This is a genomic window from Curtobacterium pusillum, from assembly GCF_007673235.1.
Lineage (GTDB): Bacteria > Actinomycetota > Actinomycetes > Actinomycetales > Microbacteriaceae > Curtobacterium > Curtobacterium pusillum_C.
Map to the genome: position 1 here is coordinate 88,335 of NZ_VDZH01000008.1, position 13,713 is coordinate 102,047.

Sequence of the window (13,713 nt, forward strand, 5' to 3'; positions counted from 1 at the left end):
GAGGAGACCGACCGCTGCGGCAACGGTGCCGACGATCAGCCATCCCGGATGTGGGCTGTTGCTCGGGGAGCGTCGACCGGGTGCAGGCTGGAGCATGTGGCGCTCGTCGCTTGCGTTCGTAGGTCGGCACAATGGTGAGCGTGAGCGTGAGCGTGAGCGTGGACGTGCTGGCGGTGCGGTGGGAGAGCATGTTCGTGGCGCTGGTGTCGTTCCGTGATGAGTACGGGCACGTCGACATCCCACGGTCGTTCTGCCGCGGCGCGGGAGCGTCTCTAGGAGCGTGGGTTCATCGGCAGCGGTCGTTGGCGGCCGCGGGCACATTGCCGGCGGACCGGCGAGAACGACTCGAGGCAGTCGGGATGCGCTGGTCGTTGTCGGAACGCACCACTGGCATCGCGGCGTTCGCGGCATTCCAGTGCACAGAGGGACATGGGCTGGTCCCGCACGTTTTCACGACCGCGGACGGGTTCCCATTAGGGACGTGGGTGCAGTCCCGACGTCGGCAATGGGCGAACGATCCGGTGAACACGGTTCGGTTGTGGCCGGAGTTGGTGGATCTCGGCTTCGTTTGGCAGGTGCGTGACCGCGACGCCGCTTGGGATGCCGGCGTTGCAGCGTTGACGCAGTACAGCCGTGATCACGGGGACCTGGCGGTGCCGCACTGGTTCACAACCGCGGACGGATTGCAGCTGGGGCGGTGGGTGGACTCCCGCCGCGTCGAATACCGCACGGGTGCGCTGCTGGCGGCCCGGGTGGAGCAGCTCGAACGACTCGGGATGGTGTGGCGGCTCCGCCTCCCGGCAGATGACCCCGCGCGGCAGCGCCGCGAGGACGTGCACTTCGCCCAGATGCTGCGCCGTGTCCAGGCCTGGTCGACGCAGCACGCGGGACAGCTGCCCGCTGCGCGCGTTGTCGATAGTGACGGGATTGCGATCGGGCGGTGGCTGATCCGTCAGCGTCAACTTCACCGGGACCACCGGCTCACTACCGACCGGGTCACGCAGCTCAACGCATGGAATCGCGCGTGGAGCTGCCCGCCAGGGAGCACATCGACATAACTGCGCCGCAGCGGCATTGAAAATGATGCGGCCGGATCGTCACGTGATGACGATCCGGCCGTGAGTTGTGTTGAGGGGTTACTTCCCGAGGCGGTGGAGGGCGATGCCGAACAGGGAGGTGACGAGGCCGAGGCCGATGGCGAATGCGGCGGTGCCGAACGAGACCACGGAGGTGAACAGAGATGCCCGCAGGAACGATGCGTTCATGATGACGGGCCGGTTCGGGTCGTCTTGGGGGAGTTCGGCGAAGGTTTTCCCGTCGCTGATCGCGGTTGCGTGCGTGTTGATGATCTCGGCTTGCGCGTAGGCGGTGAGGGGGCCGCGAACGGGGCGTTCGGGGAGGAGCTTGCTGTCGGGGGAGACGGTGATCTTCTGCGCGGTGAGCTCGGCGGAGATCAGGCCCCACACGACGGCGCCGGTGGTGCTGAGGATGCCGCCGGCGATGATACCGATGGTGCCGATGTTCCGAACGGTGCGGACGTGTTGACGGCGAGAGCGAGTCATACGAGGAGTTCCTTCTGCGGTGTCGGACAAGTGCCACCCGTTGCGGGCGCTGAGGGTGTTAGTGGGCGGCGGTGTAGGCGTCGCGGACGGCTTGGCTGATCCGGCCACGGGAGGATACGTCGTGGCCGTTCGCGGTGGCCCATTCGCGGATCTTGGCGAGCTCGTCGGGGTTGCTGCGCGGCTTGCTGCTCGAGCTGCCACGCGCACTGCGCCCCGTCACCTTGCGTGCGGCGGCGACGTAGTCGGAGAACGCGTCGCGGAGCGCGTCGGCGTTGTCGTCGGTGAGGTCGATCTCGTAGTGGCCACCGTCGAACGAGAACTGCACGGTCTTGCCGGTTCCGTCTTCGATGGTGGCGCCGGTGAGGTCGTCGACGAGGTGCGTGGTGACTTTCTGAGCCATGATGAGGTCGCCTTTCGCTTGGGGTCATCTCCACCCTGGCATAGCTGATCAGTAAAACGCTTTGTTCGTGGTTCTTTGCTGCGGTAGGTCGGGCAGACTGGGTGGTGATGTCTGATTCGTTGCCGGTTGTGTCCGGGTATACGGCTGCTCTTACCGAGCTGAAGCAGCAAGTGCGCGATGCCCGCTTCACGGCACAGCGCCGCGTCAACACGGAACTGATTCGCCTCTACTGGGGGATCGGCGCGACCATCCTGCAGCGCCAAGGCGACGAAGGGTGGGGGAGCAATGTCATTGGCCGGCTCGCGACGGATCTGCGGGCGGAGTTCCCGGAGATGAAGGGCTTCTCGCGGGCGAACCTGTTCTACATGCGCCGGTTCGCGGGGGAGTGGCCGGCGGATGCAGTTGTCCAACAGCCTGTTGGACAACTGCCCTGGGGGCACATCACCGTCCTCCTCGACCGGCTCGACGACCACAAGCTCCGGAACTGGTACGCCGCCCAGGCTGCCACGCACGGGTGGTCGCGGAACGTCCTCGAGCACCAGATCCGCTCTGACGCACACACGCGGCTGCAGGCGGCGCCGACGAACTTCGCCGAGGTCCTCCCGCCGGGGGACTCGGATCTGGCGCAGCAGATCACGAAGGACCCGTACGTGTTGGACTTCCTCGCCCTCGACGGCGATGCGAAGGAACGCCACCTCGAGCAGGCCCTTGTCGACCGGATCATCGACACCCTCCGCGAGCTCGGCGAGGGCTTTGCGTTCGTGGGCCGGCAGGTGCACTTCGACGTCGACGGGGACGACTTCTACGTCGACCTGTTGTTCTTCCACGTCGAGCAGCTCCGGTACGTGGTGATTGAACTCAAGACCGGGAAGTTCAAGCCGGAGTACCTCGGCCAGCTCGGCTTCTACGTCGCGCTCGTCGACGACAAGCTCCGCCGACCCCAGCACGCCGACACGGTCGGCTTGCTGCTGGTCGCGGACAAGAACGACGCCGTCGTCCGGTACTCCCTCGGCGCGCACCAGACCCCGATCGGTGTCGCCAGCTACGACCTCCTCCCACCCGCGGTCCGGGCTGCTCTGCCTTCGGAAGCCGACCTCGCAGCCGCACTGACGACGGAGACCGACACCCTCGATCCCTGATAAGGAGCGCGTGCACCAGAAGCCTCCCCGCGGTGTCTCACGGAAGGAACCCCGGATTCCCGCAGGAGCTCGACTTGGCCGTGGGCTGTGCGGTAGCGGATCGGCTTTCGGGCGGTGTTGCTCGAAGGGTGGGGACGGGTGGTGGTGGCGTATCCGGTTCGGTCGGTGTGGTGCTGCCGGGTTGGCTCCGAGTGCTCGCGGCGCGTTACGGTCCGTCAGGGACGTGCGATGTCGTACATGACGGGGAGTGGGGGTGGGTCGGTGGTGACCGGAGTGCTCTGGGAGGTGCGGTGTGCTTGGCATGATTGCCGGCTCCGGGGAGTGGTTGCGGTTTCGTTTCGTCCGCACGCGGTGGGGCCGTCGGGGTGGGCGTTGACGGTGTGTGAGCATCATGCTGTCCCGGTTCCCGAGAGCGCGGCTGGGCAGAGATGGGGTGTGGGTGTGAACGCGTTGCGGTTGCGGGGACGGTCGGAGACGGAGTGGGACATCATCGAGAGCCTGACGGACCGGATCGTCGGCCGGGTGATTCTCGAGAACGGAGCGTTTTTCCTCACCGATGTCGACGGTGAAACCGAGGTCGGCGCGTTCTACCGCCTCGAGCCAACCGTGCCGGCTGCGGCGGCCGTCCTCGGGGGACGCTTTCTCGATCCGTGACCGTGGGTCTACGGTCGGTTCATGTCGACGCCGTCAGACGAGCTTGCAGCGATCGGGATCGATGTCGGCGCGCAGAAGCCAGCGGTGGCTCGAGCGTTGGAATGTATCGGGTCGCGGTATCGGGAGCTACTGACAGCGCCGGAGATCGCGGCGGCGAGCGGCTACAGCAAACGGGGCCTGCAGGAAGCGTTCCAGCGGGACCTGGGCATGCCGCCATCGGCCGTGGTCCGGCTGCTGCGACTGCACCGGGCACGAGCGATGATCCTCGCGAACCCGTATCAGCCAGTCGGAACGGCCGCGGCGGCGAGTGGGCTTGCGCACTTCGGCCGGTTCTCCGCCTACTACCGGGCCCAGTACGGTGAGACACCGTCCGAGACCGCACACGCCGCCCGCGCCTAACTGCCGGCTTGATGGCTCCAGCGAGTGCCCTGGACTTGGGGCTGCCGGGACAGATACGCAGACCAGTGTCGCGTCGAGTCCGGTGCGAGAGAACGACCGTTCCCCCTGTTTTGGGGATGGATCCGGGTGGTGAGGGTTGTTTGACTCTGTTTATGAGCAGGTTCGGGTATCTGCTCCGCAGCTGAAACCGCGTTTGCGTGGTGTCGCTCCGGGATGTCTGGCCGCCTTCGGGTGGCGGCCAGACATGCCCCGTTCGGTCCGTCGCCGAAGCGGGGTCCTCTGTAGTGCCGACTTGTCCGGACATGCGCGTGGTCGCATCGTTGATGGTGCGCACCCTGTTCGGGTCAGGATGTGGCGTGTGCGGGATGTCGGTGGCGTGTGGTGCGTGGCCGACATCCCGAACCTTTCCGGGGAACTGGACAGAGGGTTCCGCCGGTGGACGGTCGGTTCTATGCTGTGCGGAGCGCTCCGCGGCAGTGATGCTTGCGTGACACTCGTTTCCCGTTCGAGAGACTTGCCTTTCCTGCCTTGAGGCTGGTGGGGGAGTGCGCTATCCCGGGGGTGGCGGGATGACCCGAACGTTCCACCGCTCCCGGGAACCCACTTTCGCTGGTAGTGGCATGCCGGACCTATTTGAGCGTCAGCGCGGCCACCAGAAGCGTTGCCGTGACGGCGGCAAGGGTGCCGAGGAGCGCCCATCGCCACCAGTGCATGCGCAGGCTCCCGCGTGGCCAGCGAACGGGAGCGGGCTTCCGCCGTCGAGAAGATGGGTGGCACATCGGTTGCACGGTACGAGCCGTCGGTTCGTGCAGACTGTGTGGCAGCAACTGGGGTTCCCGTTGCTAGCGGGGTGGGCTGCTACCTGATCCGGTATCCCACCCCGCGGTTCGACCAACGGGGCGAAGGGAGGCCGGCGTATGAGTGATGGTGACGTGACGCCGGCATCGCCTGGCGCGTTCTGCCTGGTACTGCCGGGCCCGCGTCGAGTGGGAGGGTTTCTGCAGCAGCAGGTCGAGCAGCTCATCCGAGACGCCATCGCCGATGGTGTCCTTCTGGAGGGTGATCAGCTGCCGCCGTACCGGGTCGCTGCGGTGACGTCTGGGTTGAGCATTCACACGATCCTGAATGCGTATCGGGCACTGATCGCTGACGGTGTGGTGCGGTCGGTGCCCGGTGATGGCTACTTCATCGCCGGCCCTGTTCGTTACCGCGACTTCTTCACCCCACCGAACGAGCGACCGCCGGTGTGATCAGTGGCAGCTGGGACGTGGACGGCGTACGCAGTAGGGTGCAGATGCCGTCCGGTAGAGCATGCTCTCGAACGGCACACGGGCCCCTTTCGGCAACACTGGGTGCCCGGCCGGGGTGGTGTTTCAGGGACAGCACCCCGGCACCAATCCCACCCGGAAACCGCCCGGCGGAGGACCCCCGCCGGAGGGCCTAAAGGCCCAGCGCGGCTGTCGCCGCCACACCCGTACACCCGGGCAAGGGCCGCACGGGCAGTCACAGGACCTGCACCGGCCTGATCAAGTACCAGTCCGGGTCTTGCGCCAGGCACTCGCGGTGCCCTTCCGGCCCGTCCGGTGTGTCGTACCAGCTCTCAAGAAGCTCGCGAAACGCACCGCACCGCACCAGTTCGTTGACCTGTGGTTCGCGGCGTGCGTTGACGCAACGTCGTGGGGACCGTGATTCGGACGGATCAATCATGCCCAGGCAAGCGGCGTCCGGAACCTCGCTCCCGTGTCCGCGTCTTTGAGGGTGTGTTCGACACAATCGACGATGTGAACGAATTGATGATGGACCGCACGCGTTTGGCTGTGCGGACCAAGGAGATCGCGGCGGCGCGTGATGCTGTGGCGCGGACCCATCTGACCTACGGGTTGCAGGTGGGCGCTGTTGATGATGCGCCGTTCGTGTTCGAGGAGACCGTGTCGGGGACGGAGCTGTTGTCGTTGGAATCGACGCGGTGCACGGGAATCGTTCGTGGGGAGGTCGAGTCTGGTGACGCCGTGATCGTGACGTGGTTGAAATCCGGCTGTGGCGCCGTGGATGGGAAGGCGCTGCTGCGGGGTCGGCCGGTGCTGTATCGGGAGGGCCGGCAGTCGTTTCGGTGGGCGGGGTTCCAGAAGGATGTGATGCGCATCGACCGGGAAACCGTCGAGCAGGTCGCCGCGGAACGGGGCGGGTGGAACCCGGCACCGTTGGAGTTCAAGCCCCATCACGTGCCGGAAGGGGCGCCGCTCGCGGCGTGGTGGCTGGTTGTGCGTGCGATCGCTCCCGAGATCCTGGGCAGCACCGGACCGGTGTCGCTGGAGCGGGAGCGGGAGCTTGTCCGATTCGCGGCCGCGGGCTTGTTGACCGCGGTCCCGCACTGGCCGGTCGGGCAGGGCCGTGAGGCACCGGCGCGCACCCGGTTGACGAAAGCCGAAGCGTTCCTGCTGGACCACATCGCGGAGCGGATCACTGTCGACGACGTTGCACAGGCCGCGGGCATGAGCGTGCGGGGACTGCAGGGCGCGTTCCAACGCATCCACGGGGTGTCGCCGCTGTTCTATTTGAAGGGCATCCGGCTGCTGCTGGCGCGGGAGCAGCTCGAGTCCGGCGAAGCCGAGTCGGTGGCAGCGGTGGCCCGGTCCGTCGGGCTGACGCACCTCGGCCGGTTCGCGGCGTCCTACAGGGCGGAATTCGGCCAGCTTCCGGGCGACGCGCTGCGGGCCGCCGCCGAGGGTTGACCGCCGAGCGGTTGCTGCCGGAGCGCGGTATCCAGTTCGACAAGTCGGTAGAACACGGTTCGGTGCGCGTCTGTGAGCCCGCCGGGGTTGGTCAGCATGGCGGCTCGATTGGGGCGGTCTGGACGTGGCGGTCGAGTGCGGTCTGCGCGTCTGGCAGGGTGCGGTAGTCGCCGAGGTACTCGCCGAAGCCATTGCGGACGAAGAAGTGCTGGCCGTGCTGGTCGATGGTGCCGGCGAACGCGCCGCCGCTGTCGGCAACCCAGAAGCCCGCGTCGGCGGCAGCCCACCGCAGCATGGTGGATGAGACGGTGACGGTGAGGGCGGGAGAGGTTTTCGGGTGGTGCAGCAGGATGCTCATGCGCGGGGCTTTCTGAGGAAGTCGCCATAGGTCGGCTCGGTCGGGGAGATCAACTCGTCGCTTGTTGCCGGAGTGGTTGTGACGATGGTGGGGAGGTCGTTGATGCGGGCGACGACGATCGCGTGGACCTCAGCCGGCGTCAGCAGACCGCGGCGATGCCACTGTTGCGGATCCGCCCGGGGGCCTGCTTCCATGAGCGGTGCCGTCGTGGGTTCTTGCAGGAGCGGCCCCATGTCGATCGGCTCAGTCGGCGTCGCCGCCGCCCCGGCGCTCACCAGGCACTCGCGACGACGATGGCCACCGTCGCGACCGTCACCGAAACAAGCCCGGTCGTGACCGCGACGACGGCGAGGCGCCGGGTCCAGCGTGCGTGCTGCACTTCGGTCAGCGGTGATCGCTGTGCGCCGTAGTGGGCGGTGAAGCTGAGGTCCGCGCGGGGCGCGGGCGCAGGTGTAGCAGTGGGAGGAACGAGGGTGTGCGTCATGCCGAGCGGCCTTCCCCGTGGCACGGCTGGCCACGGTGACTGGTCAGGCACCACCTCCGTCGTGCTGCTGGCGGGAAGCGCCAGCGTCGTCGCGACCGGGGCGCGGGAGTCCTGACAGCAATCAGGGTACGAACCCGGACCCTTGGCGTCTAACTTCCTTAACTAGAAGCGCTATTTGGTTACTGCGCCGAGGTGCTGGTGTGTGTCGCGGTGCGGTCGACAACCTGCTGCACGGCGGCAGCGAGCTCAGCGATCCGCTGGGCTTCCGCGGCCGGCACCGCGTCGAGCAGCTCCTGCACGGCTGCGGGTAGCCCTTCGTACGCCTCGACGAGGCTGCGTTGTCCGTCCGGGGTTAGCCGCACGATGCGGGATCGACGGTCGTCTGGGTCGGGTTCACGCACTGCGAAGTCACGTGCAGCGAGCCGGTCGATCGTCATCGTCGCCGCCGCACTGCTGACACCGAGCGCCTCCGCGAGGTCTGCTGCGCGCGCGGGGAAGCCGCCGGCTTCTCGCGCGGCGAGGAACTGCACCGTCTGGAAATCATTTGCCTTCAGGCCCATCCGAGCGCGTGCACGGTTCTGGAGCATCGTCTCCGCGACGCGAAGCCGGTTCACTGATTCCAGTAGCAGCACCCCTGCAGGAACGTGCGCACCGTCCTCACCCATCAGCCCCTCCAACCCGCAGCTGCCGGCCGCCTAGCGGCGGCCCGTCCGCATGCCAGTGTGCCAGCCGAGGCCCGGACAGACGTCCGGGCTTCCCGCGCCCTGCAGGGAGCACGCGCCACGACGACGTATCCGGACTGCGCAAGAACCGTGACCGTGTGAGGTTTGCTCGGCGTAGGACGTGAGGTGTGGGCGCCTGCCCGTGGTTCGGGTCAGGGGGCAGGCGCCCTCGCGCTACGACGTCCGCTGGTGCGCGTGACGATTCCAACCCGAGCAGCAGCTCGGACGGCCAGCGGCTAGGGTTCCGCGGCGCAGCCCCGTAAACGGCACCGAGCACCACCCGGGTTCGGCCAGGTAGTTTGTGAGGTGCGGGATGGCTGTTGTAATCCATCGCCCGAGCGCCGCGGAACGGCCGAGTTTGTACGGTGGGGGCATGTCGGAGACGCCTGTTGTACCCGTGGCCGCGTTGCTCGATGCGGTCGAGCGGTGCCGGTATGCGGCTGCGCGGCTTGAGCGCACTCGGGCGGCCGCAGGACACACGTCGATCACGGAGCGGGAGGCGCTCCGGTACCTCCGGGCTGCGTCGGCGCGGGATGAGCCGTGCACGCCGAAGCAGCTCGGCGAGCACCTCGGCATCACCACGCCGTCGATGACGAGCCTGCTAGACCGGTTGGAGGCGTCCGGATTTCTCAAGCGAGTGCCAAACCCCACCGATCGACGCTCCAGCTACGTGCAGCTGACTCTGGCTACACCGGATCGAGACGACACCGACCCACTTGCCGCGCACATCGCCGCCCTCTGTGCCGCCATTCCCCTAGCGGACGTGGAGATCATCACCCGGTTCCTCAACGACCTCGCAGCCCTCCACCCCACCACAACCACCAGAACCGGAACAGTGCAGGAGACACAATGAGCAACATCACCCCACCCTCCGTCCCAAACGATGACGGTGCCCTCGAGGGGCCCGACGTGGAAGTGCCCACCACCGACTCGGATGGCACGGTGAAGCCCGCTGGTCTCGGTGACGACAGCACCATCCCGAACCACCCGGACGGGCTCGCCGCCGGTTACTCCGATACCGACTCGCACTTCAACCCCGAAGAAGACACCCCCACGCAGTAACCCGGTTCTGATGGGTCCGCGATGGTGCGGACTGGTCACAGACCCACAACTGTCGGATAGTGGAAGGTCCGCCGGGCAGTTCGGGTCCGCACGACGCACCGGGGGTACCGCCGAGCTTCAAGAAATCGGCCGGTACCCCGCACCCCTGGAGATGACCCCGCTCAGGTCCATTCAGACGGTGCGCTCCGCGGCATCGACGCCGCGGATCTCTCATCGTCGTCTCGGTTCGCGTTCTCCGCGGAGGAGAGTTGAGCGGTGTGCACCATCCCGGGGACGTGCGGGATGACCCGAACGGTCCGCACACCTCCGCAAGCACGAGCCGGGGGTGGGTGCAAACTGTGGAGCAGCAGCGGGGTGGTTCCCGTTGCGAGCGGGGCGGCTGCCACCTATCCGGTGGCCGCCCCGCGCCTCCAACGGGAGCGCGACCCTACTGGGAGCCGAACAGGTCGGGGCGTGCAGTGTGTTCGCGGGTGCGGTCGAGTGGGATTTCGAAGAGGTCAGTACGGCGGTAGTCCTCGGACCAGCCCCGGCGCATGCGTGATGCTGCACGGTCGAAGGCTTCGATGATGTCGAATCCGGGGACGAGGAGCGCTTGCACGCGGAGGCCGTCGTAGAGGGCGAGGAGCTGTTCCGTGGCGCGGGCGGGCTCCATCGTGTTCGGTTCTCGACCAGTACGGATGTCGTGCTCGAGGGCGGTGCGGATGGTCTGCCGGAATCGGAGGTACAGGGTGCGGTAGTATTCCGCACCCTCGTTTGCTGGGTCGGAGCTTGCTGCAAGGGTTGATGCGAGCAGCCGCATCAGTGCGGGTTCTTCCGAGTACGCGACGATGAGCGCGTGCAGGTATGCGACCGCGCCGTACTGCTCGGCGATGGGCAGCAAGGGCCGAGACAGGGTGCTGGACCACCGGTCGACGGTGGCGGTCAGCAGGCTCTGCCGGGTCGGGAAGTGTTGTCGGAGTGCGTCGACGCTGATCCCTGCGGTGTCGGCGATCTGGTCCATGTCGGCCCGTTCCACGCCGACATCGTGCAGCACCATGATCGCGGCGCTGATGATATGCAGACGCGGCTCGATCGCATCGCCGACGCCCTGGTCGGTCAATGGTGCGAGGGGGTGCTTCCGGAACCACTCCAGGAGTGCTTTCGCCCGCGATGTGCTGCCGCCGCCCGGGACGGGGTCCGGATGGTCGGTGAACAGGTCGAGAAATCCCGGGATGTCCTTGATGAGAGGGTCGGCGGATTGGAATGCCATCGACCATTCTGGGAATGCCCGCGCACTGATGTGATCGACGGCCACTTCACGGACGTTGATGTGGCGTGGGTCCTGCCGGATCCCGGCGAACCGCTCCCGGACGACGTCGTCGTCGCCTTCGATGATCCCGAGACAGTTGCTGCCCTGATGGGCCAGGATCCCGGTGATTCCCAGCTGCAGGTTCTTCTCCCGGGCGATCACGAGGATCTCCGCGAGCTCCTCGTCCGTGACCGGGCGGGCCATCGTGCTCACGTACACCAGTGACAACATCTGGGACCCCTGTTTCCTTCACGCGTGTCTTACTCGCCCAGACTGGGCCACGCTTCCAAGAAACAGCAACCCGCGACTGGTTGCTGCGTCAGATGGATCACGGGCAGTACCGGTGCAGGAGCAGACAGTGGTCGGTGAAAATGCCGACATCGCGGTCGCATCAATCGGAGTTAGTGTCTCCGGCAACCCGGTTTGAGCATGCTCCTGGGTCAACAGGGTGCCTGTTGCTGCACGCAACGGCGTCCAGCCGGGATGGTGTCGCAGGGGCGCCATCCCGGACCCCTGCGGGCTGTGCGCCGCTGACAGCGGGTCGGGAGTTGCATACCATCGAGCAGGGGGAAGCAGATGAGACGACGCATCGCGTGGGTGAGATGACGACCGCCACGCGCGCCCCACGCGAGGACGGTGACGACGAACTCGACAGCGCTGACTCCTCCTGGATCGACGCGGTCCAGCGAGCGATGCGTCCTGCACCCGCCGTGCTCGACGAGTACACGATCGCGACCACGGCACGGTCTGCGCGAGGGATCTCCGGAGACCTGTCTGATGTCACTGTGGACAGCCAGCGTGGGTACGCCACGGTCACGGTGGGCGACGTCATGGGCAAAGGCCTCGCCTCAGGGGTGCTCGCTGCGAACCTCCTCGGCAGCCTTGAGGTGTTCCGCCAGGAACCACCCGGCGAAGCCGTCGACGCTGCGGAGACCGCGACCCGAGACCACTTCGAACGCGCATCCGCGTTCGCGACCTTGTTCCACGCCCGGCTGCGATTCCGGGATGGACGGATCGAGTTCGTCGACGCGGGCCACGGCCTCACCGCGCACGCCCACACAACCGGTGCCGTTGAACGGATCCCATCGGCGGACTTCCCGATCGGCCTGCAACCCGCCGGGATACCTCGCCTGCCCCGTCTCCTCCATCTCGCCCCCGGGGAGCTGCTCCTGATCGTCACCGATGGCCTGTTCGAGCTCCCCGACGCGTCCATGCACACACTCACGCAACTCGCCATCGAACTGCGAACAGCGACGTACCTGCAGCTTGCGCTCACCGCCTTCCTCGAAGCCGCGGGCTCAGACCTCGACGACGACACCACCCTCACCGCGATCCGCCGCCACCCCTGACACAGTGTTGTGGCCATGCGGCGCGTGATGCCATCGCCTCGCTGAGAGATCGATCGGTGCAGGGCAGTGCGCGAACGGCAGGTGCCTGAAGAGGCGTCGGGCTCCAGTTCGACCGCGGAGTACCTGGACGACGTGCGACGCGGTCCCCGGACTGGGGGAAACCGGTCGTGATCCGAACGCCTACGGTGAACCCATCACCAGTAGAAAGATCGGTACGCCCCAGATGCCCGGCACCCAGCCAAGAGCTCTCGACCCGTTCACAGCCGCTTACCGGCAGTACGCGTCCGGGTTGCGCGGCTTCGTGGGAACGATCATCATCGACCGTCACCTCGCTGAAGACGTCGTCCATGAAGCGTTCCTCGAATGGTGGCAGCACCCTGCCCGGTATGACCCGACTCGCGCCACGCTCGAGTCATGGCTGCGCACAATCGCCCATCGACGAGCCATCGATCGGATCCGCAGCCGTGAAGCGTCCCGCCGCCGGGACTTGCGCCTCGGGATCCGCGACCACCACAGCACCGACCACAGCCTCGACCAGTTCGACGCTCACTTTTCACGAGCTCAGCTCCGGGAGGCCTTGTCTGCGCTGACGGACAAGCAACGCGACGCGGTTCTTCTGCGGTACCTCGGCGAACGCAGCACCGCGGAAGTCGCCCGCGACCTCGACACCACGCTCGGCACGGCAAAAACCCGCGTCCGAGACGGGCTCGTTGCGCTTCGTCACCACCTGCAGGCCGACCCAGCAGCCGCCTGACCCTCACGTACTCCGGCACCATCCCCCTCCACCGAAAGGCACCCTCCATGACCAGCAACGCAGCAGCTCCGCGCACCGGTTTCGCCGCCACCCTCACCCAGAAGGGCGCCCTGCTGTTCGGCGTCGTCTTCCTGATCGTCGGCATCGCCGGCTTCATCCCCGGACTCACCATGGACATGGGATCCATCTCCATGGCCGGTCACGGCTCCATGGCGCTGCTCCTGGGCCTGTTCCAGGTATCCGTCTTGCACAACATCGTCCATCTGCTCTTCGGCATCGTCGGCGTTGCCGCAGCCCGCTCTGCCGGCGGCGCACGGCTCTACCTGCTGGTCGGCGGCATCATCTACGCGGTGCTGTTCATCTACGGCCTCTTCACCGCCAGCATGACCGGCGCGGCGAACTTCGTTCCGCTCAACAGCGCCGACAACGTACTCCACGCCTTCCTCGCTGTCGCGATGATCATCCTCGGCATCGTCCTGCCCCGAGCGAGCGCACGCGGACGAGCTTGACTTCCGAGTGATGATGCGAAGGGCACCGATCACATGATCAGTGCCCTTCGTTCGTTCTCCCAGAGCGACCGACATGATCAGCCACGTGGACCGATGACCGACCGCACCTTCCATCGGACGTGTCTGCCTCCGATCGACGGAGCGACTCTGGAAGACGGCGCATGCGCAACGCCCCGTCGCGAGCGACGGGGCGTTGGCCGTTCCGGTCTGCCATGCACAACCGGAGTACGTGGGGTGTTACTTGATCTTGGCGGTGATGGTGGCGGTGCCGACGAGGAGGCCGCTCTTGACGGCGTCGGTC

General features: G+C 66.8%; 18 protein-coding genes. 11 read left to right on the forward strand and 7 right to left on the reverse strand.

The annotated features are described in order from the left end of the window. Positions 1 to 140: 140 nt before the first annotated feature. Positions 141 to 1,058, forward strand: a complete 918-nt coding sequence (locus FS532_RS17935; RefSeq protein ID WP_186322137.1) for a helicase associated domain-containing protein — start codon at positions 141 to 143, stop codon at positions 1,056 to 1,058. A gap of 78 nt (positions 1,059 to 1,136) precedes the next feature. Here the strand turns inward: FS532_RS17935 and FS532_RS17940 are convergent, their stop codons facing one another. Both FS532_RS17940 and FS532_RS17945 read right to left on the reverse strand, forming a co-directional pair. After that, positions 1,137 to 1,562: an aromatic ring-opening dioxygenase LigA gene (locus FS532_RS17940; protein ID WP_144757292.1), complete on the reverse strand. Its 426-nt coding sequence runs from the start codon at positions 1,560 to 1,562 to the stop codon at positions 1,137 to 1,139. 58 nt (positions 1,563 to 1,620) lie between these two features. Next, positions 1,621 to 1,962 carry a histone-like nucleoid-structuring protein Lsr2 gene (locus FS532_RS17945; protein WP_144757294.1) on the reverse strand — a complete coding sequence of 114 codons (342 nt, stop codon included), beginning with the start codon at positions 1,960 to 1,962 and terminating at the stop codon, positions 1,621 to 1,623. Between the two features lie 107 nt (positions 1,963 to 2,069). Here FS532_RS17945 and FS532_RS17950 point away from each other — a divergent pair, with 107 nt between their 5' ends. From FS532_RS17950 to FS532_RS17970, 5 genes are all read left to right on the forward strand, one after another. Beyond that, entirely contained in the window at positions 2,070 to 3,101 is a 1,032-nt protein-coding gene (locus tag FS532_RS17950) for a PDDEXK nuclease domain-containing protein (protein ID WP_186322138.1), read from the forward strand. A 441-nt stretch (positions 3,102 to 3,542) separates the two neighbouring features. After that, positions 3,543 to 3,755, forward strand: coding sequence for a hypothetical protein (locus FS532_RS17955; protein WP_144757296.1), 213 nt, complete (start codon positions 3,543 to 3,545; stop codon positions 3,753 to 3,755). Between the two features lie 21 nt (positions 3,756 to 3,776). Further along, on the forward strand, positions 3,777 to 4,154 hold the full coding sequence (locus FS532_RS17960; protein ID WP_144757299.1) for a helix-turn-helix domain-containing protein: 378 nt from the start codon (positions 3,777 to 3,779) through the stop codon (positions 4,152 to 4,154). Between the two features lie 917 nt (positions 4,155 to 5,071). Continuing rightward, complete coding sequence (locus tag FS532_RS17965; RefSeq protein WP_144757301.1) at positions 5,072 to 5,404, forward strand: GntR family transcriptional regulator; 333 nt, start codon at positions 5,072 to 5,074, stop codon at positions 5,402 to 5,404. A 531-nt stretch (positions 5,405 to 5,935) separates the two neighbouring features. Further along, positions 5,936 to 6,886 carry a helix-turn-helix transcriptional regulator gene (locus FS532_RS17970; protein ID WP_144757303.1) on the forward strand — a complete coding sequence of 317 codons (951 nt, stop codon included), beginning with the start codon at positions 5,936 to 5,938 and terminating at the stop codon, positions 6,884 to 6,886. 91 nt (positions 6,887 to 6,977) lie between these two features. Here FS532_RS17970 and FS532_RS17975 read toward each other — a convergent pair whose 3' ends face one another. The 4 genes from FS532_RS17975 to FS532_RS17990 form a co-directional block, all read right to left on the reverse strand. Continuing rightward, the gene (locus tag FS532_RS17975) at positions 6,978 to 7,244 is read right to left on the reverse strand and encodes a hypothetical protein (protein WP_144757305.1); all 267 of its coding nucleotides are present in this window, start codon (positions 7,242 to 7,244) and stop codon (positions 6,978 to 6,980) included. Then, the gene (locus FS532_RS17980) at positions 7,241 to 7,519 is read right to left on the reverse strand and encodes a hypothetical protein (protein WP_144757307.1); all 279 of its coding nucleotides are present in this window, start codon (positions 7,517 to 7,519) and stop codon (positions 7,241 to 7,243) included. The genes FS532_RS17975 and FS532_RS17980 overlap by 4 nt, the downstream gene beginning before the upstream one ends. Then, a complete protein-coding gene (locus FS532_RS17985; RefSeq protein WP_144757309.1) occupies positions 7,516 to 7,728 on the reverse strand; it encodes a hypothetical protein in 213 nt (70 codons plus the stop codon). Before FS532_RS17985 ends, FS532_RS17980 begins: the two co-directional genes overlap by 4 nt. Before the next feature lie 179 nt (positions 7,729 to 7,907). Then, the gene (locus FS532_RS17990; protein ID WP_186322139.1) at positions 7,908 to 8,315 is read right to left on the reverse strand and encodes a MarR family winged helix-turn-helix transcriptional regulator; all 408 of its coding nucleotides are present in this window, start codon (positions 8,313 to 8,315) and stop codon (positions 7,908 to 7,910) included. A gap of 508 nt (positions 8,316 to 8,823) precedes the next feature. Between FS532_RS17990 and FS532_RS17995 the strand changes: the two genes are divergently transcribed. Continuing rightward, the gene (locus FS532_RS17995) at positions 8,824 to 9,303 is read left to right on the forward strand and encodes a MarR family winged helix-turn-helix transcriptional regulator (protein ID WP_144757314.1); all 480 of its coding nucleotides are present in this window, start codon (positions 8,824 to 8,826) and stop codon (positions 9,301 to 9,303) included. Next, on the forward strand, positions 9,300 to 9,512 hold the full coding sequence (locus FS532_RS18000; RefSeq protein ID WP_144757316.1) for a hypothetical protein: 213 nt from the start codon (positions 9,300 to 9,302) through the stop codon (positions 9,510 to 9,512). Before FS532_RS17995 ends, FS532_RS18000 begins: the two co-directional genes overlap by 4 nt. Before the next feature lie 427 nt (positions 9,513 to 9,939). Here the strand turns inward: FS532_RS18000 and FS532_RS18005 are convergent, their stop codons facing one another. Next, on the reverse strand, positions 9,940 to 11,031 hold the full coding sequence (locus FS532_RS18005; RefSeq protein ID WP_144757317.1) for a BLUF domain-containing protein: 1,092 nt from the start codon (positions 11,029 to 11,031) through the stop codon (positions 9,940 to 9,942). A 317-nt stretch (positions 11,032 to 11,348) separates the two neighbouring features. Here FS532_RS18005 and FS532_RS18010 point away from each other — a divergent pair, with 317 nt between their 5' ends. From FS532_RS18010 to FS532_RS18020, 3 genes are all read left to right on the forward strand, one after another. Then, the gene (locus tag FS532_RS18010; protein WP_186322141.1) at positions 11,349 to 12,149 is read left to right on the forward strand and encodes a PP2C family protein-serine/threonine phosphatase; all 801 of its coding nucleotides are present in this window, start codon (positions 11,349 to 11,351) and stop codon (positions 12,147 to 12,149) included. 223 nt (positions 12,150 to 12,372) lie between these two features. Further along, entirely contained in the window at positions 12,373 to 12,903 is a 531-nt protein-coding gene (locus FS532_RS18015; protein WP_144757321.1) for a sigma-70 family RNA polymerase sigma factor, read from the forward strand. A 47-nt stretch (positions 12,904 to 12,950) separates the two neighbouring features. After that, the gene (locus FS532_RS18020; RefSeq protein WP_144757323.1) at positions 12,951 to 13,412 is read left to right on the forward strand and encodes a DUF4383 domain-containing protein; all 462 of its coding nucleotides are present in this window, start codon (positions 12,951 to 12,953) and stop codon (positions 13,410 to 13,412) included. Positions 13,413 to 13,713: the final 301 nt, after the last annotated feature.